21 protein-coding genes are annotated in these 23954 nt (G+C 38.5%); 14 read left to right on the top strand and 7 right to left on the bottom strand.

The genetic code is table 11. The annotated features are described in order from the left end of the window. The first annotated feature begins 129 nt into the window (after positions 1-129). The 4 genes from AACV01_RS17380 to AACV01_RS17365 all read left to right on the top strand — a co-directional run bounded on the left by AACV01_RS17380 (position 130) and on the right by AACV01_RS17365 (position 6820). Complete coding sequence (locus AACV01_RS17380; protein ID WP_046335167.1) at positions 130-915, top strand: AraC family transcriptional regulator; 786 nt, start codon at positions 130-132, stop codon at positions 913-915. Between the two features lie 384 nt (positions 916-1299). Beyond that, the gene (locus AACV01_RS17375) at positions 1300-2760 is read left to right on the top strand and encodes a basic amino acid/polyamine antiporter (protein ID WP_046334816.1); all 1461 of its coding nucleotides are present in this window, start codon (positions 1300-1302) and stop codon (positions 2758-2760) included. Positions 2761-2853: 93 nt separating this feature from the next. Beyond that, a complete protein-coding gene (locus AACV01_RS17370) occupies positions 2854-5226 on the top strand; it encodes an Orn/Lys/Arg decarboxylase N-terminal domain-containing protein (RefSeq protein WP_161682230.1) in 2373 nt (790 codons plus the stop codon). 82 nt (positions 5227-5308) lie between these two features. Continuing rightward, the gene (locus AACV01_RS17365; RefSeq protein WP_080973793.1) at positions 5309-6820 is read left to right on the top strand and encodes a basic amino acid/polyamine antiporter; all 1512 of its coding nucleotides are present in this window, start codon (positions 5309-5311) and stop codon (positions 6818-6820) included. Positions 6821-6884: 64 nt separating this feature from the next. Here AACV01_RS17365 and AACV01_RS17360 read toward each other — a convergent pair whose 3' ends face one another. Next, the gene (locus tag AACV01_RS17360; protein ID WP_004249028.1) at positions 6885-8384 is read right to left on the bottom strand and encodes an MFS transporter; all 1500 of its coding nucleotides are present in this window, start codon (positions 8382-8384) and stop codon (positions 6885-6887) included. Positions 8385-8475: 91 nt separating this feature from the next. Between AACV01_RS17360 and AACV01_RS17355 the strand changes: the two genes are divergently transcribed. Beyond that, positions 8476-9027 (top strand): TetR/AcrR family transcriptional regulator, encoded by a 552-nt coding sequence (locus AACV01_RS17355; RefSeq protein ID WP_004246709.1) that lies wholly within the window; start codon positions 8476-8478, stop codon positions 9025-9027. Between the two features lie 61 nt (positions 9028-9088). Here AACV01_RS17355 and AACV01_RS17350 read toward each other — a convergent pair whose 3' ends face one another. From AACV01_RS17350 to AACV01_RS17335, 4 genes are read right to left on the bottom strand one after another with little or no spacing between them, the layout of a single operon-like run. Next, entirely contained in the window at positions 9089-9844 is a 756-nt protein-coding gene (locus AACV01_RS17350) for an iron ABC transporter ATP-binding protein (RefSeq protein ID WP_004246710.1), read from the bottom strand. Position 9845: 1 nt separating this feature from the next. After that, positions 9846-10853 carry an iron chelate uptake ABC transporter family permease subunit gene (locus tag AACV01_RS17345; protein WP_004249038.1) on the bottom strand — a complete coding sequence of 336 codons (1008 nt, stop codon included), beginning with the start codon at positions 10851-10853 and terminating at the stop codon, positions 9846-9848. Next, positions 10840-11802, bottom strand: coding sequence for an ABC transporter permease (locus AACV01_RS17340; RefSeq protein WP_004246712.1), 963 nt, complete (start codon positions 11800-11802; stop codon positions 10840-10842). The genes AACV01_RS17345 and AACV01_RS17340 overlap by 14 nt, the downstream gene beginning before the upstream one ends. A 9-nt stretch (positions 11803-11811) precedes the next feature. Beyond that, complete coding sequence (locus AACV01_RS17335; RefSeq protein ID WP_004249039.1) at positions 11812-12771, bottom strand: siderophore ABC transporter substrate-binding protein; 960 nt, start codon at positions 12769-12771, stop codon at positions 11812-11814. Between the two features lie 453 nt (positions 12772-13224). Here AACV01_RS17335 and AACV01_RS17330 point away from each other — a divergent pair, with 453 nt between their 5' ends. From AACV01_RS17330 to chbG, 6 genes are all read left to right on the top strand, one after another. Further along, positions 13225-13551, top strand: a complete 327-nt coding sequence (locus tag AACV01_RS17330; RefSeq protein ID WP_004246718.1) for a PTS sugar transporter subunit IIB — start codon at positions 13225-13227, stop codon at positions 13549-13551. Positions 13552-13641: 90 nt separating this feature from the next. Then, positions 13642-15000 (top strand): PTS N,N'-diacetylchitobiose transporter subunit IIC, encoded by a 1359-nt coding sequence (chbC, locus tag AACV01_RS17325; protein ID WP_012368566.1) that lies wholly within the window; start codon positions 13642-13644, stop codon positions 14998-15000. Between the two features lie 61 nt (positions 15001-15061). Continuing rightward, positions 15062-15409 (top strand): PTS N,N'-diacetylchitobiose transporter subunit IIA, encoded by a 348-nt coding sequence (gene chbA, locus AACV01_RS17320; protein WP_004249042.1) that lies wholly within the window; start codon positions 15062-15064, stop codon positions 15407-15409. A gap of 8 nt (positions 15410-15417) precedes the next feature. Further along, a complete protein-coding gene (gene chbR / locus AACV01_RS17315) occupies positions 15418-16266 on the top strand; it encodes a transcriptional regulator ChbR (RefSeq protein WP_004246722.1) in 849 nt (282 codons plus the stop codon). 160 nt (positions 16267-16426) lie between these two features. Then, the gene (locus AACV01_RS17310; RefSeq protein WP_004246723.1) at positions 16427-17779 is read left to right on the top strand and encodes a 6-phospho-beta-glucosidase; all 1353 of its coding nucleotides are present in this window, start codon (positions 16427-16429) and stop codon (positions 17777-17779) included. Between the two features lie 37 nt (positions 17780-17816). After that, positions 17817-18578 carry a chitin disaccharide deacetylase gene (gene chbG, locus AACV01_RS17305; protein WP_004250027.1) on the top strand — a complete coding sequence of 254 codons (762 nt, stop codon included), beginning with the start codon at positions 17817-17819 and terminating at the stop codon, positions 18576-18578. Positions 18579-18686: 108 nt separating this feature from the next. On the opposite strand, the gene AACV01_RS17300 is transcribed toward chbG, so the two are convergent. Together AACV01_RS17300 and AACV01_RS17295 are read right to left on the bottom strand one after the other, a co-directional pair. Then, positions 18687-19253: an Ail/Lom family outer membrane beta-barrel protein gene (locus AACV01_RS17300; protein ID WP_104836806.1), complete on the bottom strand. Its 567-nt coding sequence runs from the start codon at positions 19251-19253 to the stop codon at positions 18687-18689. Positions 19254-19454: 201 nt separating this feature from the next. After that, entirely contained in the window at positions 19455-20150 is a 696-nt protein-coding gene (locus AACV01_RS17295) for a hypothetical protein (RefSeq protein WP_071233542.1), read from the bottom strand. Between the two features lie 434 nt (positions 20151-20584). Between AACV01_RS17295 and AACV01_RS17290 the strand changes: the two genes are divergently transcribed. The 3 genes from AACV01_RS17290 (at position 20585) to opp1B (ending at position 23952) form a co-directional block, all read left to right on the top strand. Then, a complete protein-coding gene (locus AACV01_RS17290) occupies positions 20585-21364 on the top strand; it encodes a class I SAM-dependent methyltransferase (protein WP_004249044.1) in 780 nt (259 codons plus the stop codon). A gap of 21 nt (positions 21365-21385) precedes the next feature. Continuing rightward, complete coding sequence (nikA, locus tag AACV01_RS17285) at positions 21386-22963, top strand: nickel ABC transporter substrate-binding protein (protein WP_104836805.1); 1578 nt, start codon at positions 21386-21388, stop codon at positions 22961-22963. 62 nt (positions 22964-23025) lie between these two features. Next, entirely contained in the window at positions 23026-23952 is a 927-nt protein-coding gene (gene opp1B / locus AACV01_RS17280; RefSeq protein ID WP_161682255.1) for a nickel/cobalt ABC transporter permease, read from the top strand. Positions 23953-23954 lie beyond the last annotated feature (2 nt).

Genomic DNA, 23954 nt, shown 5'->3' with positions numbered 1-23954 from the left:
TAATAATAAGTTTTATAGCTGTTAACGGGATAGGGTGGCTAAATAGCGAAAGGGGTTAATTCGCCATCTTGCAATGTGATAGTGACCAGATTTGCTCATCAGCAAGAAAGATAAAAAAGTAGGTTTAATGTGAGAAATGTACCGTTAGAAAGTGTTGATCTCCTTGAGAGAGATGTGATTGCGCTGGGTACAGATTATTTGCCTAATACGCTATTAGAAACGCATCGACATCGACGAGCGCAATTTTTATATCCCGCTACCGGATTGATTGAAGTGAGCACAAATGATGGGGAATGGGTTATCCCTCCCTCTTGTGGTGTGTGGATCCCTCCTCAGACGGGGCATGAAACACGCATGTTAGATGTGAGTACCAGAAGTTTATATATTGAGCCAGCAGCTGCTCCTCGTCAGAGTCAACAGTGTGAAGTGTTAAGAGTGTCACCGCTTTTACGTCAATTACTTCTTGAAGCCGTTGATGTGCCTGCACAATATGATAAAAAAGGGCGCGATGGTATTTTAATGCAACTTATCTTATATGAGTTAGCGAAAGCCGAACCTTTGCCTTTCTTTGTTCCTATTCCACAGGACAGTAAATTAGCTAAATTATGTCGCGATTTTATTCGTCAGCCCAAAATTGACGCTCTACCTCAGCAGTGGGCCGAGAAATTACATAAAAGTGAACGCTCGTTTAGCCGTTTTTTCCGCCAACAGACGGGAATGGCATTTTCACAATGGCGTCAGCAAGTCTGTCTTTTAAACTCACTCACGCAAATTTTATCAGGGCATAGCATTACCGCTGTGGCTTTTGATTTGGGCTACAACAGCGCTAGCTCTTTTTCTACTATGTTTAAAAAGCAGATGGGACAATCACCTTCTCACTTTAGTATGGATGGATTGAACATCGATCATTTTTGAGAATTTCAAATGAATAACTATTCTTTTTAAGATTGTTTTTATACGTGAGCTACGTATTTATAATTATATTAATCATCATGTTCTTCTTACTTCAAATTAATATTTAATTAATTGATTGTTATATTAAATTCTATTTAATTTTAATTTTTTTGTATAAATATAAATTTTTATTGAAACAAATATATCGAATATAAATTTAATAGAATCGATGAAAATGTTTGCAAGAAAATAATTAATATTTTTTGACTTAGATCTTTTTTTAATTAAAAAATAGTTGGTTACAATTAATTGAATAATTTCTGAGGTGTAATTTTCATATTCAACTATACTCATTTACATAACTATTTATGTAAATAAAGTCGTGGTTGCAATAGGGTTAAAAATATGTCAAAAGGCGGTTCAAATAATAATACAAGTCAGAAATTAGGACTGCTTGCACTGGTTGCAATTGTAATTAGCTCAATGATAGGTAGTGGTGTTGATGGACTACCACAAAATATGGCAGCAACATCTGAAATTGGTCCGGTTATTATTGCTTGGCTGATTTGTGGTTTTGGCATGTATTTTATTGCGCGAATTTTTATGGTGCTGTCAGATATTCGACCCGATCTTCAATCGGGTATTTATATGTATGCTCGTGAAGGCTTTGGCGCATTTGTTGCTTTTATTGTTGCTTGGGGTTATTGGTTAATGACCATTTTTAGCAATGTAGCGTTTGCGATTATGGTGATGGATACCTTAAATTATTTCTTACCCGGAGATTTTAAAGGTGGCAACAATATTCCTTCTATTATTGGTGCTTCTATCCTTATTTGGGGATTCAATTATCTTGTTTTATCAGGTACCAAATTAGCAGGTGCGATTAATATTATTGGTACTTTTGCTAAGTTAATACCGTTAAGTATTTTTGTGTTTATTCTAGTCTATTTTTTAAATTATGAAGAGTTGACTAATAACTTTTGGGGAAATTCCGCCACAATCCCAGCAGATAATCTAGGTCCCATACCTGCACAAATATTAGCACCTTTAGATATTGCCCTATGGTGTTTTATCGGTGTGGAAGGTGCGGTGGCCTTATCAGGTCGAGCGCGCAATAAGAAGGATGTTGGTAAAGCAACATTAATAGGATTTATTGTCTCATTGATTATTTGTATTTTTATCTCCGTATTACCCTTTGGCGTATTACCGCAGAAAGCACTGAGTACAATACCTACACCATCAACAGCGGGAATATTGAAAACAGTCGTCGGAGATTGGGGAGAATGGTTAATCAATATTGGTGTATTAGTTTCGGTATTAACCAGTTGGCTAGCTTGGACGATGATTTGTGCTGAGATACCCATGGCGGCCGCTCAAAATGGTACATTTCCAAAAGCGTTTTCAGTGAAAAATAAAAATGGGGCGGCGTCTACGTCTCTGTGGGTTAGTAGCCTCTTTATGCAGTTAGTGGTCTTTGTTGTTTATTTTTCCAATAATGCTTGGTTAACAATGTTAGCTATTTCTGCATTAATGGTTTTGCCCGCTTATTTGACTAGCTCGGCTTATTTATTACAACTTTGTTTATCGGATAATTTTGCTAAATACGCTAATAAAGGAAAAACCTCAGCTTTAATTAGTGGACTTATTGGGTTAACTTTTTGTTTATTTATGTTTTATGCCTGTGAAATTAAATATTTATCTATGGTGCCTATTTTACTGACATTAGGCATTCCTCTATTTATTTGGTCGAGATATCAAGAGGGACAAGAACTATTTAGTCCTATAGAACGTATATTATTTATTTTTATTATTGTGCTGGATATATTAACAGTTTTTTTATACCTAAATGATTATATTAAATTTTAGTGATTGGATAATTATTAAATTAACTCTATCAATGTAATAAATAAGATTATGTCAATTTAATCAATATTAGTATTGATACCTATGGAGGTGTCTGTGAAATTTAATCATCATGTATTATTTGTCTCTTCTGTGGGGTTAAAAGAAGATAATCCCGCAAAACAGGCATTAAATTCATTGAAGCAAGCAATCATAGAGCGTGGTTTTATTGCTCAGATTGCAGATAATATTGAACACGGTATTAAATATATAAAAGAGAGTCCTAAGTATAGTGCCGTAGGTATTTTTTGGGATAAAAATAATTCCAAAATGAATATAGAGGGTGAGGCCTTTATCTCATTATTTAGAAAAAGAAATCCTAACACACCTATACTTCTCCTTTCTGAAGAGAATATTACCGATGATGTTTCTATCGATATTCTTAAAGAGGTAAGTGAGTATATTTACCTTTATTCAGAAACCGCAACATTTACCGCTAATCGTATTTATACCTTAATCCATCGTTATGCAGAAAGTCTTTTACCCCCCTATTTTAAAACACTAAAAGATTTCACTGAAGATGGTGATTATTATTGGGATTGCCCTGGGCATATGGGCGGTATGGCTTATTTAAAACATCCTATCGGTATCGAGTTCATTAATTTTTTTGGTGAAAATATGATGCGGGCTGATATCGGTGTCGCAACTGCTGAAATGGGGGATTACCTTATTCATGCTGGGCCTTCAAAAACATCCGAAGAAATGGCCGCAGAGTTATTTGGTGCTGACTGGACATTTTATGGCGTATCAGGCTCATCGGGTTCTAATCGTATTGTGGCGCAAGGGGCCATAGCCGCTAATGAAATTGTTGTTGTAGATAGAAATTGTCATAAATCACTGAATCATGGGTTGACTCTTTCACAAGGTCGTCCTGTGTATTTAAAACCAACACGTAATGGTTACGGCTTAATTGGCCCTATTCCAACTCGACGACTCACACAGGCAAGCATTCGCACTCTGATCCAAGAAAGCCCGTTAACAGAAGAAGCTGTTAGCTCGGAACCGACTTATGCGGTAGTCACTAACTGTACTTATGATGGCTTCTGCTACAACGTTAATGATGTTGTGAAAAATTTAGCCAAGAGTGTACCTCGAATTCATTTTGATGAGGCATGGTATGCTTATGCGCGCTTTCATCCCCTCTATAAAAATCGTTTTGCGATGGACGTGTCTGAGGATATACCGGATCGTCCTACGCTTTTTGCTGTGCAATCAACACATAAAATGTTGCCATCACTCTCTATGGCATCAATGATCCACGTGAAAAAAAGCGCACGCGCCCCTTTAAATTTTGATGACTTTAATGACGCTTTTATGATGCACGGAACTACGTCACCTTATTACCCCATTATTGCTTCTATTGATGTTGCGGTAGGGATGATGAAAGGGGAATCGGGCCAATCTCTAGTTCAGGAGTCTATAGAGGAAGCTATTGCATTTCGCAAAGCAGTGGTTGCAGTAAAACGTCAATTAAAAGAGCAAAATGGTGATCCTGATTGGTTCTTTGATGTACTACAACCAACTCAAGTTTGTGATCCTAACACGAAAGAAAATTACAGTTTTGAGCAAGCACCATTATCTTTATTAAGCCAAGAGCCTGAATGTTGGACATTAAAAGTCGGAGATAAATGGCATGGTTTTTCAGATGAAGATATTGCCGACACTGACAGTATGTTAGATCCCGTTAAAGTAACGATAACTTGTCCTGGCATTACCGCTGATGGGCAGTATCAAAAAATGGGTATTCCCGGTTATATCATGACTAAATTTTTGGATGATCGTCGTATTGAAATCGCCAGAACCGGAGACTATACCCTTTTAATCCTCTTCTCTGTTGGAGTGACTAAAGGTAAATGGGGAACGTTATTAGAAAGTTTACTGACTTTTAAAAAGCTCTATGATTCGGATGCGTTAGCGGTAGAAGCTATTCCTTCACTAAAAGAAATCTCCCCTCAATATGCCAAAATAACCTTAAAACAGCTTTGCCAATCTATGCATGAAAAGATGGATGAGCTTGATTTAATGAAACATATTAATGATGCCGTAAATAGCATTCCTGAACCCGTTATGTCACCGGCTGATGCTTATCAAAAGGTTGTTCGTTATAAAACAGAACACGTACATTTAGATGATTTTTCAGGTCGTATTTCTGCCAGCATGTTAGTTCCTTATCCACCGGGAATTCCAGTTTTGATGCCAGGTGAACGCTTACCTAAAGGGGATGAAGGCGTTATTGGTTACCTTAAAGCCCTACAAAATTTTGACAATACATTCCCCGGTTTTGAGCATGAAATTCAAGGGATCAATGTTGATGCAAACGGAGATTTTTGGGTAAGAGCCATTGTTGAAGACGAACGGGTCGCAAAAGAATTGCCTGCATCTGTGAAATTTAAACGCCGTGTTTCAGCAATTAAAAAAGGCCGTCAGTAATCACTGGTGAATGATCGTGATATGAAAATATCTGGCGTGGGATGAGACGCCAGATATTATTATCTTAAGGTAAGAGGTTTTTATGGCAAACAAATCAGAAACTGCATCGTCAAAGAGCCCCACATCAGCGACTGGTGATAGTGGTGCAAAATTGGGTTTATTTGCTCTGATCGCAATTGTAGTAGGCTCTATGTTAGGTGGTGGCGTGTTTAGCTTGCCACAAAATACAGCGGCAAGTTCAGCTATCGGGCCGGTTTTAATTGCGTGGGTGATTGCAGGTATCGGCATTTACTTTATTGCTAATGCGTTTCGCTTATTATCGGATTTACGACCTGATCTTCAAGCTGGTGTGTATATGTACGCACAAGAAGGTTTTGGATCTTTTATTGGATTTAATGTGGCCTGGGGATATTGGTTAATGACTGCATTTGGTAATGTGGCATTTGCCGTTATTCTAATGGATGCTTTTGATCAGTTTTTCCCCGGTGTCTTTACAGATGGCAATAATTTAAATTCAATTATCTGTGGCTCTATTTTAATTTGGGGTTATAACTTTTTAGTCTTATCAGGAACGAAAGTTGCAGGTTTTGTTAATACACTTGGTACTATTGCTAAATTAGTACCATTGATTTTATTTGTGATTATCCTTGGTGTACTTATTGATTATTATCAGTTATTTAGTAATTTTTGGGGGACATCTCCTCAAATTATGAATACGGTGGATAATAAGGCGGAACCTGTATCATTAATGTCACAAATATTAGCTCCGATGACAGTAACATTATGGTCATTTATTGGTGTTGAAGGAGCCGTTGTTTTATCTGGACGGGCAAAAAATAAAAAAGATGTTGGTAAGGCAACCTTATTAGGATTTCTATTGGCATTAATTATTTATATTTTATTATCCGTCCTACCATTTGGTGTTATGCCACAAAGTCAATTAGCGCAATTAAGTAACCCCTCTACGGCAGGTGTATTGGCTAAAGTTGTTGGAAATTGGGGTGATTGGTTAATGAATGTCGGGTTGATTATTTCTGTATTAGCGGGATGGCTTGCTTGGACAATGCTATGCGCAGAAATTCCGATGGTTGCCGGGCAAAAAGGCGCGTTTCCTAAAGCTTTTGCTCGTACTAATAAAAATCAAGCCGCCAATACCTCACTATGGGTCAGTAGTATTGTCATGCAAGCCGCGATGCTATTAGTCTATTTTTCTAATAATGCATGGAATACCATGTATAACATCAGTGCATTAATGGTCGTTCCAGCTTACGTCACGACAACCTTATATATCACAAAAATTTGTCTTAATCGTCAATATTACCAATATGCCAAAACAGGTCGTGGTTTAGCATTGTTCAGTGGTGTACTTGGCGTTATTTTTTGCTTATTTATTTTATATGCGAGCCAAATTCAGTATGTTGCATTAATTCCTATTTTATTAACATGCGGATTACCCGTTTTTATCTGGTCACGTAAAGAGAAACACGATAATAAACCTATCTTTCAGAAAAAAGAGACACTCTATTTAGTGATTTTATTATTACTTGATGTGTTGGTATTAGCTTTATTGATGAAAGGTATTATTACGCTTTGATCTTTTTTGCTATTGATGATTTAAACTAAACGCGCCATAACGGCGCGTTTTCTATGAGCTTGAATTAGTGGCTGGGCTTGTTTTCTCTTACCGCATTACGCAAGCAATAAGGGAGTGCAATTAAGCTTATTGTAGTCACAATGGCTGTGGCGATCAGAACGATAGAAAAAGCATATTCAAACGCACTATTAGCCTGTGCGATTAAGAGGGTCGCCGCTGCTTCGGGAAGCTTTTCAGCGACAATAAGTGCTTCATCTAAACTATCATAAACGACACTATTGACGTTAAGCGTATCCGGTAAAGTTAGTTTTAAGGTATAGAGAGTGCTCATTAAACTCCCCATAAATGTCACGCCAATCACGCTACCCAACTCATAGGCGATATCTTCAATAGAAGCGGCCATACCTGCTTGTTTATCGTCGACACTTAGCATAATAGAGGTCGATGCGGTGGTAAAAATAATGCCTAAACCAAAGCCAATCAAAAAGAGGCTACCCATTAGCATTATCGGTGAGTTTGAAATGGCAATTAACCATAAGTTACCCATTAATGTTAGGGCGAATCCGATAATAATTAAGCGCACTGCACCTAAACGCGCTAGCCAAAACCCAGCCAAAGGAGAGGCTAATACTGAGCCGATAGGGATAGGTAAAATCACTAAAGCTGCATTCAGTGGTGTAAAGCCGGCGACTAACTGTAAGCGTTGGCTTAGCAGAAATTCAATACCCACGATGATCACCATAGAAAGAGTCGACATTGCCACACCGACACTGAAATAGCGCTTTTTAAATAGGCTAAAATCAATCATTGGATGCGTTTGACGACGTTGGCGCCGCGCAAATAGTGTGAGAAAAATAATGGCAATAAGGGTGGCGATGATCACTTCATTCCATTGTGTATAAGCCTTACCTATCTCTTTTAAGGTATAAATAGCGCTGACTAAGCCAATCAAAATAAGTATTGAGCTTAAATAATCAATTTTATGCTGCCGTTGTCCCGAAAAGTGAGGAATTAGCCAAATCGAGAAAGGAAGCACAAGTAGTACAATAGGGACATTGATCAAAAAGACTGAGCCCCACCAGAAATGGTTTAATAGCAATCCACCAATTAAAGGCCCTAATGCCGCGCCACCAGAAGCAACAGCAGACCAAATACCGATAGCGACGGCACGCTCTTGTGGATGAGTAAATACTTGTCTCACAATAGACAACGTTGCAGGCATGCTCATAGCAGCACCGACGGCCAAGAAACCACGAGAAATAATTAAGCTGGTGGCACTAGGGGAATAAGCCGCGCATAATGAGGCGATGGCAAAAAGGGGTAATCCGCTAATAAATAACGTCTTATGGCCTATTCTATCGGTAAGCATACCTGCTGCTGGCAACAGCCCTGCGACAATCAGCGGATAGGCATTCATGATCCATAGTTTTTCTGAGGCGCTCGCATTGAGATCATGAGTTAAACGCGGTAGTGCGGTATAAAGTACGGTAACATCAACAACAATTAGAAACAGCATACTTGATACTAAAAGTAAGACTATCCAACGCTTATAATCTTTTATCATATAAAGTCTCAGTGGTTATCTTAGGTGTTATATTTAGCTAGGAATAATAATTTTAAATCCATACGGTCGTATTGAAAAGAGGTTTTTTTAAATGGGACGCCAAAGAACGATTGATAGAGAAAAGTTACTTGAGGCTATTTTTGACATCGTGATGGAGCAAGGGGCTGCCGCTCTGACTATCGATACGGTGGCCAAAAAAATGGGGATTTCTAAAGGTGGTGTCCAATATTGTTTTAATAGTAAAGAAGCGATGATTGATGCCATGTTTGAACATTGGGAAGGAGGATATGAAGCGCGATTTAATCAGGTGGTTGCCAATGATAACTCAGCCAATAATCGCGTTAGAGCACATATTCATGCTACTCATGATCACGATAAGCTCTCTTTTGCCAAAGGAGCCAGCTTAATGGCTGCGTTACTGCAAACGCCAGAATATTTGCAAAGTACTAAAGCGTGGTATCAGCAAAGATTAGCGGGTGTCGATACCACAACAGTAGAGGGAAAACGGGCGAGACTGGCTTTTTTAGCCACCGAGGGGGCTTTCTTGCTACGGTATTTTGGTTTAATGGATATTGATGATAATGAGTGGGAAGAGATTTTTAGCGATATCGATTCTGAACTGGTTACAGTGACTACGAAGTAATTAAACAGCATATTGTTTAAAAGTAACAATATGCTGTTTGGCTTTTGGTGAAATAGCAATATTAGTAATACATCGCGATAAGCTTATCATCCAACTCTTTAACGTCGACGGGAGTATCGAAAATATCTTCGATAATATCGGATTTCATGATCTCTTTAGGTGAGCCATGATAGTAAAGTTGTCCGTTGCGCATAGCTAAAATGTAGTCGGAATACACAGAGGCGAAATTGATATCATGAATGACGATGATAATGGTTTTTCCTAGCTCATCGGCGGCTTTACGCAGTAATTTCATCATAATGACCGCGTGTTTCATATCAAGATTGTTAAGCGGTTCATCAAGCATCACGTATTCAGTATCTTGACATAATACCATTGCAACATAAGTACGCTGGCGTTGCCCACCAGATAATTCATCAAGATAACGGTGACGAAATTCAGTCAAATTAAGAAAATCGAGTGATTCATCAATCACTTTCTTATCTTCTAGCGTTAAGCGTCCTTTACTATAAGGGTAGCGACCAAAACCGACTAACTCTTCAACAGTTAAGCGACTCACAAACTGATTTTCTTGGCGTAGTATGGAAAGGTTTTTGGCTAATACATCACTCTCTGTAGCCGCAACATCCATGCCATTTACACTGACCATACCGCTTTCTGGCATCAGTAGACGGCCTATTACAGAAAGTAAGGTGGATTTACCCGCACCATTAGGTCCGATGATTGAAGTAATACCGCCACGTTGAATGGTTGTTGTAATATTATCAAGCACCGTTGTGTCTTGATAACGTTTTGATATCTTACTGATTTCAATCATATTAAAGTCTTCTTAATACCAAATAAATAAAGAACATACCACCAATAAACTCAATCACAACAGAGAGAGTACCTGTCATTTTTAAGCCATACTCTAAAATCAATTGTCCGCCAATCAGTGCGATAGTGCCTAATAAGAATGCCACAGGCATTAAAAAGCGGTGCTGACTGCTACCACTAATATGATAAGCCAGATTAGCAACAATTAAGCCTAAAAATGTCAACGGCCCTACTAATGCTGTTGATACCGCAACCAGAACAGAGATAAGTAATAGAATATAAGTCGTTTGCTTACGATAATTAATACCAAGATTAATCGCATTCGCCTGACCTAAGGCCATCACATCAAAACTATAACGCATACGCCAAAGTAATACGCCGACGACGACAATAATGGCTAATGCACATAAGATAAGATCAGGAGTGGCTCGAGTAAATGTCGCAAACATACGGCTTTGTAAGACAGAAAACTCATTTGGGTCCATGAGGCGTTGTAATAGCGTTGCACTGCTACGAAATAGGGTGCCTAAAATAATACCAATCATAAGGACTAAATTGATATTAAAGCGCACAGAACTAAATAGCCAACGGTACAGAACTACCGAAAATAACACTAATAAGGCCGACTCTAAAAAGAACTTCGTCAGATTGGCCATCCAAGAGGCAGGCATATCCCCTTCAAAAAAGATAAAGAGCGTTTGTAGCAATACAAACAGAGCTTCTAAGCCCATTAATGAAGGAGTAAGAATGCGGTTATTGGCGATAGTCTGAAACAGTATAGTAGAAACGCCTGCCGCAAAGGCGACGATGATCATCGTCAGAATAATATAAGCGCGGTGTGTCAGAATATAAGAGATATTACCGTTTAGGTTGATCGTCATAAACAGCACAATGGCTAATAATGAGACGCCAAGTAAGAGCCAAATACGCGCCATAGGTGAGAGGCGCACTTTCTTAGGTTGAACAGCGCCAGTATATTTGCTAATCATGGATGAATTAACTTTTTGCATAACGTTGCTGCTTCAGTAGTAAGAAAAGGAAGATCACAGCACCTACCGCCCCTAAAATGACACTTGCGGGGATCTCAAATGGATAACGGATCAGGCGACCAATCACATCACAGAGTAAAACAATGGCTCCACCGCTTAAGCATACCCACGGGATGGTTTTGCGAATATTATCTCCCATCACTAGGCTAACTAAATTTGGCACGATCAAACCAAGGAAAGGTAAAGCACCAACAACAGACACCACCACACCACTAATTAAAGCGATAATAGATAAACCGATAATCATCACTTTACGATAGTTAAGTCCAACGTTGATGGAAAACTCACGTCCCATACCTGCCACGGTAAAGCTATCCGCGACCCAACACGCCATTAATGCAAGGGCACCGACAAGCCATAGCAGCTCATAACGACCTTGTAAGACACTGGAGAAGTCTCCGCTAGTCCACGCATCTAGTGATTGTAGTAAATCAAAATAGACGGCAAGAAAGATGGTTAGAGCACCTATCACTGCACTTAGCATAATACCGACAAGTGGCACGATTAATGCGGTCTTTAAGGCAATTCTCTGTAGCAACAACATAAATAACACAGTGCCTAAAAGTGCAAAAACAGTGGCTACCATCATTTTGGTGAAAATGCCTGCCGCGGGGAAAAGCAACATCACAACTAATAAACCGAGACTGGCTGATTGTGTTGTACCTGCAAGAGAAGGCTCAACAAAGCGGTTTTGCGTGAGCAGTTGCATGATTAAACCAGCAACACTAATTGCACCCCCAGCAAGTAATAATGACAGGGTTCTTGGTACGCGACTAATAAAGAAGATATCGCGCATATCGGGATCAGTAAAAAGCGAAGCAGGAGTGATATCTCCTGCGCCGATAAATAGACTGATCATTGAGAGGATAGCGATAAGTCCTATCCCCAATGATAAATGGAACGTTTTCATTCAGTTACTTTATTTTTTTTGATCCAACGCCTGATTAATTGTATCCATTAAGCGAGAGTAAGTTTGTATCCCACCTGAGATATAAATCGAGCTGGCATCAAGATAGATAATTTGGTCTTTATTCCATGCATTAACCTTTCTAACTAGGGCATTATCAAGCACTTGTTTTGCAGGTTGTGAATCTTCACGACCAATTGCCGCATCACGGTCAATGACAAACATCCAGTCTGGATTAAGTTTTAGCAGTAGTTCTGAGTTAACAATATTACCGTGAGAGCCTGGGCTATCGAAAGTATATGCAGGTTCAAAGCCCAATACATCGTAGATAAAACCAAAGCGAGAGCCTGGGCCATAAGCGGAAATTTTACCGCCACTGACTAATACGACCATTGCTTTGCCCGCATCTGGGGTTTTTGCTTTTACCGTATCAATTTTGCTATTGAAGTCAGCTAATAATTTTTTAGCTTGTTCTTCTTTACCAAAAATTTGACCTAAAGTCGTTGTACGCTCAGTGAGACTGTCAATAAAGCGTGTGCTGTCGATATCCATAGAAATGGATGGTGCGATTTCACTTAATTTGGCATATGCATCGCGAGCACGACTACCCGTTAAAATCAGATCAGGGGCAGTAGTACTGAGTTTTTCGTAGTTTGGTTCAAACAGGCCACCTTCGTTGATGTACTCATTTTCGTTGGTGTATTTCTCTAGAAATTTAGGTAGGTGGACGTTTGTTTGTGGTAGGCCAACAACAGGTACGCCAAGAGCATCAACAATATCAAGTGTTTCCATGTTCATCACAACCACTTTTTGTGGGTGTGCAGGGATCTCAGTGGTGCCTTGAGCATGTTCGATAGTGAGAGTTTGTTTCTCTGTGGATTGCGTTGTTGAGGTATCTTGTGCGTTATCACAACCTGCGATAACCAGAGAAGACAGCAATAAGAACAGTGGGCTTAATGATTTTTTAAACATTCTCTTTCCCATATTGTTGCGATATGAAATAGCACAGTTTACTAGCTGTGACCTAATAATGAGCTTCACAAAGGAAACAATGATTATACCAAAAAACTAAAGAGTAATGATACTAATTCACATTCTCACAATAATAAAGGATTAACTTATATTATTGTGCTGAATCTTTGCATCAGATCATGTGAAGAGAAGAATGGACAAATTTTGTAACGCGAAACAATGCTAAAGATTTTTTGCTTAATTTGTGAAGAGGGTCAATACACTAGGTCAATCAGAGACAATTATGTGTCAGTAAAAAATATCGTTAGTGAGTATCATTGCGTATACTTTATTCAATCAGAAACAATCTTAATTGCTAAATTTTACTTTAATTCTGTACTGACATCTTAATCAATGCACATGAGAAAGTAGCATTATCTCTAGGGCAGAGTGTGGCCAATTTGAGAGGGTTTTATGCAAAAGAAATATATTTATCTATTTTGTTCTGCTGGCATGTCAACATCTCTTTTAGTGACAAAAATGCGTGCACAAGCAGAAAAATATGATGTACCCGTTATTATTGAAGCTTTTCCAGAAACATTAGCAGAGCAAAAAGGCCAAGAAGCGGATGTCGTTTTATTGGGGCCACAAATTGGTTGGATGCTCGCTGATATTCAAAAATTATTACCCAATAAACCTGTCGAAGTCATTGATTCATTGTTATATGGGAAAGTTGATGGATTAGGTGTATTAAAAGCAGCAGTAGCCGCCATTAAGAAAGCTTCAGCAACAACTAATTAATTATTTTTATTGTTATTTTTATTTATTCCAGTCAAAGAGTGAATTTTTCAGCTAGCCGAGCAATTAGCGGCATTTTAAGGGTATTTTTCTATGAGTAAGGTCATTGGTTCACTTGAAAAGGTACTCCTTCCTTTTGCGGTTAAAATTGGAAAGCAACCTCATGTTAATGCGATAAAAAATGGTTTTATCCGTTTAATGCCATTAACACTTGCCGGGGCAATGTTTGTACTTATCAATAATGTTTTTCTTAGTTTTGGTGAGGGCTCCTTTTTTTACTCTCTTGGTATTCGTTTAGATGCCTCAACAATTGAAACACTTAATGGTTTCAAAGCCATAGGTGGTAATGTCTATAACGGTACGTTGGGAATAATGTCATTGATGGCGCCGTTCTTTATTGGTATGGCGTTGGCGGAAGAGAGAAAAGTCGACCCTATTGCGGCGGGATTACTTTCTATCGCCGCCTTTATGACGGTAACACCTTATGACGCTGGTGGCGCTTATGCTGTGGGGGCGAACTGGTTAGGAGGTGCCAATATTATCTCAGGGATTATTATTGGCCTTGTGGTTGCCGAAATGTTTACCTTTATAGTGCGTCGTAATTGGGTTATCCGTTTGCCCGATAGTGTACCTGCCTCCGTTTCGCGCTCTTTTTCTGCCTTAATTCCTGGTTTTATTATTTTATCAATTATGGGAATTATCTCTTGGGGATTAGCGCATTACGGTACACATTTCCATCAAATCATTTTAGATTCTATTTCAACGCCATTGGCTTCGTTAGGATCGGTTGTCGGGTGGGCTTACGTTATTTTTACCTCTTTGCTGTGGTTCTTTGGTATTCATGGTTCATTGGCGCTGGCGGCACTTGATAGCGGTATTATGACACCTTGGGCATTAGAAAACGTCTCTATTTATACCGAGTATGGTTCAGTTGAAGCGGCACTTGCAGCAGGCAAAACGTTCCATCTTTGGGCAAAACCGATGCTAGATTCGTTTATCTTCTTAGGAGGAACAGGGGCGACGTTAGGTCTGATATTAGCTATCTTTATTGCATCGCGTCGAGCAGATCACCGTCAAGTGGCGAAGTTAGCATTACCTGCGGGTCTATTCCAAATTAATGAACCTATTATTTTTGGTTTACCTGTGATTATGAATCCAGTGATGTTTATTCCTTTTATTCTTATTCAGCCAATCCTTGCTGCTATTACCGTAACCGCTTATTACCTTGGGATTATTCCGCCGGTCACAAATATTGCACCTTGGACGATGCCAACAGGGTTAGGGGCATTTTTTAATACCAATGGCAGTATTGCCGCATTGTTATTAGCACTCTTTAACTTAGCTGTTGCAACACTGATTTATCTGCCTTTTGTGATTATTTCTAATAAAGCACAAACCGAAATTGATAAAGAAGAAAGTGAAGAAGATATTGCTAATGCATTGAAATTTTAACGAATAGACAATGGCTGTGCAGCGCTTATTTTGCACAGCTAAGCACCAAAGAGGGGGAATGATGTTAGATATTGAGAATTGCGTTGATAGCTCAGCGACAGATGATGAATTTGAAGAAATTATCATGGGGTTAATTATTAATTCAGGGCAAGCACGAAGTATCGCTTATGCAGCGTTAAAAAAAGCGAAGCAAGGTGATTTTGCACAAGCCAAGAAAATGATGGAACAATCTCGAACAGCATTAAATGAAGCTCATAAAATACAGACCCGCTTAATTGGTGATGATCAAGGATTGGGTAAAACGAAAGTGAGCTTGGTACTGGTGCATGCTCAAGATCATTTAATGACATCTATGTTAGCCAGAGAGCTTGTCACAGAGCTTATCGAGTTACATGAAAAAATAAAGTAAGGCGAATGATGATGCACTCATTAAAAGCGCAAGCTGAAATACGCATGGTATATGAAAACCAATTATTTAATGGTAAGAATTTTCATGTGTTTATTTATAACAAAACAGAAAGCGTCAGTGGGTTGCATCAGCATGATTATTATGAATTTACTATTGTTTTAACAGGGCGCTATTATCAAGAAATTAACGGTAAAAAGGTGTTATTAGAGCGTGGTGATTTTGTCTTTATTCCTATTGGCTCGCATCATCAAAGTTTTTATGACTTTGGTGTAACTCGTATTTTAAATGTGGGAATAAGCAAAGCTTTTTTTGATAAACATTATCTTCCTTTATTGCCCGCTTATTTTGTTGCTTCTCAAGTTTATGCATTAAAAAATGAGTTTCTTTCTTATATTGAATCCGTGATTAGCTCATTAAATTTCAGACATACAGAATTTAATGAATTTATTGAAATTGTCACCTTTAATGTGGTGAATAGATTACGACATTATAGAGATGATGGTATTGAAGATGATATTCCCTTATGGCTAAAAGACGCCATTGATGGAATGCATGATAAAAGCCGATTTGGGGAGAATGCATTAGCAAATATGGTGCAATTATCAGGAAAATCGCAAGAGTATTTAACTCGAGCAACTCGCCGTTATTATGATAAAACGCCGATGCAAATTATTCATGATATTCGAATTAATTTTGCTAAAAAACAATTAGAAATTACGAATTACTCCGTTACCGATATTGCTTTTGATGCAGGTTATAGTAGCCCGAGCTTATTTATTAAGACTTTTAAGAAGATAACATCGCTGACACCAAATAGTTATAGAAAGAATTTATACAGTATTAAAGAGACTAACTAATTTATAATTAAGCGTAAAAAGCAATCAATAATATCAATTGATTTTTATTAAATAGAGAGAGAAAGAAGAAAATAACGTTATTTTCTTTAGGGATTTTTACGCCTTAATTTTGCCATTAATAGACAAATAACAGCATGATTGTGCTGTATGGGAGTATTTTATGAGTCATAAGTTAAAAGTGGTCACCATTGGTGGAGGAAGTAGTTATACACCTGAATTATTAGAAGGATTTATTAAACGTTATCATGAATTGCCGATCACGGAATTATGGTTGGTTGATGTTGAAGAAGGCAAAGAAAAACTGGATATTATTTTTGCGCTTTGCCAGCGTATGATAAAAAAAGCGGGTATCCCTTTAACCATTTATAAAACACTTGATCGTCGTGAGGCATTAAAAGAGGCTGATTTCGTCACAACACAGTTGCGAGTTGGTCAATTAAAAGCAAGAGAATTGGATGAAGCCATTCCGTTAAGCCATGGTTATTTAGGCCAAGAGACCAATGGTGCCGGTGGGCTATTTAAAGGATTACGTACTATTCCGGTTATTTTTGACATTATTAAAGATGTTGAAGAAATTTGCCCTAATGCGTGGATCATAAACTTTACTAACCCTGCAGGTATGGTGACGGAAGCGGTTTATCGCCATACCAATTTTAAGAAGTTTATTGGTGTTTGTAATATTCCTATCGGTATGAAAATGTTTATTACTGATGTGCTTAAGCTAACGGAGCAAGATACGCTTTCTATTGATCTGTTTGGCTTAAATCATATGGTGTTTATTAAAGATGTGATTGTTAACGGTCAATCCCGTTTCCCTGAATTATTAGAAGGAGTTGCTTCGGGGACGTTAACCGCAGGATCGGTGAAAAATATTTTTGATTTACCTTTTAGTGAGGGGCTAATTCGTTCTCTTAATCTGTTGCCATGCTCTTATTTACTCTACTACTTTAAACAAAAAGAGATGTTAGCCATTGAAATGGGGGAATACTATAAAGGTGGCGCTAGGGCTAAGGTTGTTCAGCAAGTCGAAAAACAACTGTTTGAATTGTATAAAGATCCGCATTTAAATATTAAACCTAAAGAGTTGGAATTACGTGGAGGGGCTTATTATTCTGATGCCGCTTGTGAAGTGATTAATGCGATTTATAACGATAAACAGGCGGAGCATTACGTCAATATTCCTCATCACGGTCATATTGATAATATCCCTGCAGACTGGGCAATTGAAGTGACGGCTATTTTAGGTAAAGACGGAGCCAAACCACATCCACGTTTAACCCATTTTGATGAAAAAGTGCTGGGGCTTATTCATACTATCAAAGGGTTTGAGATCGCAGCCAGTCAAGCGGCTATTAGTGGTGAGTTTAATGATGCATTACTTGCGATGAATTTAACGCCGCTGGTACTTTCCGATAAAGATGCTGAAGTACTGACTCGTGAGATGTTATTAGCACACAAAGCGCACTTACCTAATTTTGCTCATGCGATTGCACAATTAGCAGCATCAAACTAAGTGATTTAGACTCAATAAATCATAAAAAGGAGACAGAATGGCACATTTGTTAATTGTCAATGCCGATGATTTTGGGCTGAGTAGAGGGCAAAATTATGGCATTGTTGAATGTCATCGTCATGGCATAGTGACATCAACGACAGCGTTGGTGAATGCTGAAGGTATTGAGCATGCTGCACAATTATGCAAGGAGCTACCTCATCTTGGTGTCGGGCTCCATTTTACATTGACTATGGGACAGCCGCTGTCTCCTATCCCTTCTTTAACGCGTAATGGGGTATTAGGTAAATGGCTATGGCAAATGGCAGAGCAAGAGCAGTTACCTTTAGATGAGATACGAGTGGAGCTTAATGCACAATATCAGCGCTTTGTTGAGTTGTTTGGTTGTCCCCCCGACCATATAGACAGCCATCATCATGTGCATATGTTTAAACAAATTTTCCCCATCGTGGCAGAGTTTGCACAACAAAAAGCATTACCGATACGTGTTGATAGACTGTTGGCACAAAAAGAAAATCTTAATACTCAAGGGGTTATTAGTAGTGATGGTTTTGATAGTCAATTCTATGGTGATGAAATCAGCCAAGCCTTGTTTTTAAAGACACTGGATGACGCTAAAGCACGTGGTGAACAATCGCTTGAAGTGATGACACATCCTGCTTTTATTGATAATCCTTTACGTGCGAGTGGTTACTGTTTCCAACGTTTAACGGAATTAGAGGTGTTGACGCAATCATCGTTAAAACAAGCGATTGCTGAGCGTGGATATCAATTAGGTACTTATCAAGATTTAATTTAATAATATTATCTCGTATTTTAAAAATATCCCAGAGTGTGTCTGTGAAATAATTTGCCTCTGTTATTGATAATGACAGAGGCTTTTTTTATAATTTAATTAAATCAATAATTAGAAGCTATAACCAATATTTGCAATAAAGCCATCAATAATTAATTTATTATCACTTAATTTATTCATTTTATAACGGCTGTTTTCATAGCCAACGGAAACAGAAAGCATATCGATAGGGTTAATGGTAACACCGGCTCCCCAGCTAAAAGCATTTTTCTTGATTATACTTTCAGGTACTTGTCTAGTATCTAAACCTTTAAATTCGATTTGAGCCATACCTGCCACACCATATACACTAATATAGTCATTGAGGCGCAAGGTTGGCCCTGCCATCACTGAATAATAGCGGGCATCAACATCTTTTAGGAATTGTTTTAAAGGCTTATTTAAATCATATTCATTTTGCGCATAGGTAGCAATTGCCATAATACCTAGCTGTTGATTGAATTCTTGACGTATAGAAAGATTACCACCGCGCATAATACCTGATTGACCGGCAATTTTTATTTGTGCATAACCTGCAGAAATTGTTGTTTTATCTAATGAGGTATTTTCATGTGCTTGAACGGTAGAAATAGAAAATATTCCACTGATAAATAATGCTGATAATAGTTGTTTTTTCATTTTTAATATTCCATTTACTTACTATTTAGAATGGTGAATTATAGTAATGACAATTGTTTAAATTGGAATAAAAAAAGATAAGTGAGATGAAATAGGTTTTTTTTATATAAAAATAATAATTTATTGGCGTGTTTGTTTTTATAAATAAATAGCGTTTATATCAATATAAAACGCTATTTTTAATTTTATTTAATACCTAAATTATTTATTTGTTGTTAGGTTATCTTGTTTATTAGTCGTATTAGTTGTAGCTGTCATCGTTGAGGTAGAGTGAGTTGCGACAGCGGTCGCTGAAGTATCATTGATAGAAGGCGTTGTATTGATATCAAAACATCCTCTTAACCATGAGACTAAGGCAATTAAAACCAATAATAATACCAGTAACCAACGTAACCAACGGTGGCGAGTTTTTGGTGATATTTTTGCAAGCGCCGCTCCGGCAGCCGCTGCACTAGAGCCAGCAGTGACTTGTGCAACAGTCGGCGCTAAAGGTGTGGTACGAGGCCACCAAGTAATAATGGGTTTTCCATTAATGATATAGATGCTCTCTGCATCAGGTAGGGTTGAGGCGGTATCAAGCAGATGGCGCTCTTCATCGGTAATGCGTTGCTGTGAAGCAAGTAATGCCGTTTGCTCTTTAAGATTTTTTAAATCATCATCGAGAGCATCTCTTATCTCTTGGCGTTGTTGCTCTGACAATGCATTTAATGCCACTGGCTGACCGGATAATTCACCATACCATTCAATAGTATCTTCTGCGGTTTTTTGCGGGGTTGCAAACAAGGTGTGATATTTAGCAGGAAAGTGTTGTATCAGTAACTGTATTAATTGCTGTTGATGAGCTAAGGCAAAATCAGCACGAGTGGTATTGGTTGTTAATCGTGAAATGAGATCCATATGAGAGTGCCTTTATTGATAGCGAAAAGAAAATTATCAATCAACATGACTATCTAATCACTATAGCGCTTTTGTGTGCAAGAAGAAATCAAGGCCGCTATTTTTTATCCTTAATAAGAACACTATTTGGGCGACGTAATAGCGGTTATTAAGCTATCTGCGCAAATTGTTTCTAGATCTTCTCAATCGTCAGTATTAGCCTAAATTCTGTTTGCTTGGTATCCATTTTACACCTTACGATAATGCGTTTCGGTAAAAATCGATGTGAGTCAACGAAAGCCAGCTTGCCTTTGGAGAGCTAAAAATCATTGATATAGCACATGGAGGATCTCGAAACTAAAAGGTAAGGTGTCTGACGAAGACACACAATCCCCTTCTTTTTCTCGTTTAGGGAATTTTTACCTCTCTTATGTTGATACAACAGCAGGTTTTTGATGACAAATAAAATCGATAATAACCAATTACTTCATGATGTGACCCGTTACTGGAATATCCGCGCTGAAAGCTATAGTGCTGCCAACCAGCAAGAGTTATTAAGTGAAAAACAACAAAAATGGCGTCAGTTATTGTTAAGCCATGTCAAAGAAGGGGAGACATTAAAGGTTCTTGATATCGGTACGGGGCCGGGATTCTTTGCTATTTTATTAGCGTTGTCGGGCCACCAAGTCACTGCAATTGACGCCACGCCTGGGATGTTGCTTGAGGCTAAAAATAACGCCAGCCAACATAATGTTTCTATTAACTTTGTTTGTGGTGATGTGCAAGATCTTCCCTTTGGCGATGAACAATTTGATTTGGTCGTCAGCCGTAATGTGACATGGAATTTAAAATCACCCTGTGAGGCTTATCAAGAGTGGTTTCGCGTATTAAAACCTGGGGGAAGCTTAATTAATTTTGATGCCAATTGGTATTTACATCTGTTTGATGATGAATATTGGCAAGGTTTTCTTGCTGATAGAGAGCGAGCGGCGCAAAAGCAAGTTGCTGATCACTATGTTAATACTGATACAAAAGAGATGGAAAGAATTGCTCGCCAATTACCATTAAGCCAAGTTAAGCGTCCACAGTGGGATATTAATACACTACTAGATATCGGTTTTATTCGTTATAGCGTGGATATTCGTATTGGTGATCACGTTTGGGATGAAGAAGAAAAAATTAATTACGGCTCAACCCCTATGTTTATGATCCATGCTCAGAAAAATAATCGATGAGAATGATAAAAGGAAAATAATGTGAAACCTCTATTTACAGTTATTCCTACACTATTATTAACATTGGCGTGCGTATTTCCTGCTTTTGCCAATCAAAGTAATAATATATTGGATTATGCCAGTACAAAAGATATCCGTGATATTAACCCCCATCTTTATTCCGGTGAAATGGCCGCACAAAACATGGTATTTGAACCTTTGGTTTTAAATACCGATAAGGGGGTTGCACCTTATTTAGCACAACGCTGGGAAATTTCTCCTGATGGTAAAAGTTATACCTTTTTCTTGCGCCAAGACGTTACATTTAGTGATGGCGAACCTTTTAATGCGCAAGCGGTAAAACTTAATATTGAGGCTGTATTAGATAATTATCAGCGTCATGCATGGCTAGAATTGGTCCGTCAAATCGACAGTGTCGAGGTTATCGATCAGTATACTGTTAAGCTAAATTTAAAAAATCCCTATTATCCAACCTTAACTGAACTTGGCTTAACTCGCCCATTTCGTTTTATTTCACCTAAATCATTTATTAACGGTAAAACTAAAACAGGGGTGAGTCATTATATTGGTACGGGGCCTTGGGTACTCACGGAACATAAGAAAGATCAATATGCTGAATTTAAGGTTAACCCTCATTATTGGGGGCAAAAACCAGCATTAACTGGGGTGATGTGGCGAGTGATCCCCGATAGACAAACAATGCTATTATCCTTACAAAAAGGAGATATTCAGCTAATTTTTGGTGCAGATGGCGACATGTTAGATATGGACTCTTTTGACGCATTAATGGCATCTGATAAATTTAAAACACAAATGAGTGCACCTATTGCTTCTCGTGCTATTGTGCTCAACAGTAGTCGCCCTATTACTTCAAGCCAAAAAGTACGCCAAGCATTAGAGTATGCCGTTGATAAAGAAGGGATTGCTCAAGGTATTTTAGCGGGAAGTGAAAAAGTCGCTGATACATTAATGGCAAGAAGTGTACCTTATTGCGACTTTAATTCACCAACTTATATTTATCAACCGGAAAAAGCTACCTCGTTATTAGAAGAGGAAGGCTGGCTATTACCTGCGGGTAAAACAGTGCGTGAAAAACAGGGAAAACCGTTGCAGTTATTGCTCTCTTATAATGTGAATAATGCGGTTGAAAAAGAGATAGCCGAACTATTGCAAGATGATTTTAAGAAAATTGGTGTGGCACTGACGGTATTAGGGGAAGAGAAACAGGCCTTTTTAGATAGACAGAAAAGTGGTGATTTCGATTTACAGTATTCTCTTTCGTGGGGAACGCCTTACGATCCCGCCTCTTTTGTCTCATCCTTTAGAATTCCCGCTCATGCTGATTACCAGGGACAGAAAGGGTTAGCCAATAAAGCACAATTAGATGCGATGATTGGCGAGTTGTTGATTACGCCAGATGAACATCGCCGTCAGACATTATATCAACGCTTATTTACCTCATTAGCAGAGCAAGCCGTCTATATACCATTAACCTATTCGCGTACTAAAGCGATTTACCGTAGTGAATTGGAAAACGTTGGTTTTAATCCATCTCAATATGAAATACCTTTTGAAAAGATGCGTTTTAAAGCCGAATAACCGATTAATTTAAGAGGTTACTTCAATATGGCACTGATCCGGTGCCATATTGGTTAAAGCAGATGTTACGTTATCTATGTTGGCGCCTATTGGCGATATTGCCGCTAGTGTTGATTATTTCGTTTATTGCCTTTGTTTTGCTGAATTTAGCACCGTCTGATCCGGCAGAAGTGGCTTTGCGTGTTAACGAAATTGTACCGACGCCCGAAGCGATTGAAGGTATGCGCCGTGAGCTTGGTTTAGATAAGCCTTTTTTCACACGCTACTTTTTATGGCTTGTAGCGGGATTTCAACTGGATTTTGGCACCTCTTTTTTGACCCGAAAACCGGTGATACAAGAGATGTTAACTGCTCTCCCCCCCACGCTTTGGTTAGCGGCTACCGCATTATTATTTACGCTTATTATCGCGTTACCTTTAGCCTTATGGTGTGTGGCAAAACCACATAGCTTGATAGACAAAAGTATTCGGCTGATTGTTTTTGTGTTAACCGCAATTCCTAATTATTGGTTAGGGTTGTTGTTAATTTGGGCGGTGGCGGTTCATTTAGATTGGTTACCTGTCAGTGGTATGTTGACAGCACAATCGGTCATTTTACCGGCATTTGCACTCTCTTTAGGTTATATCGGTACTTATTTACGTTTGTTACGGGGTGCAATGCTTAATCAATGGCATCAGCCTTATGTATTTTATGCCCGAACAAGAGGATTACCTGATAAGCTGATTTTGCGTCGCCATATATTACGTAATTCACTCGCTTCTGCGCTGACGGCGCTAGGAATGAGTATTCCGAAACTTATCGCGGGCACGGTCGTGATCGAGAATATTTTTGCATGGCCTGGGGTGGGGCGGCTGTGTATTAGTGCCATATTTGGACGCGATTATCCGATGATACAAGCTTATATTTTAATGATGTCATTGTTATTTCTCTTTTTTAACTTTCTGATAGATATCATTCAGATGAAAGTCGATCCTCGTCTAAGGCGGTAACA

This window comes from Proteus sp. G2609 (genome assembly GCF_963896135.1).
In the GTDB taxonomy this organism is placed as follows: Bacteria; Pseudomonadota; Gammaproteobacteria; order Enterobacterales; family Enterobacteriaceae; genus Proteus; species Proteus mirabilis.
This window is presented reverse-complemented; position numbering and strand designations above follow the sequence as displayed.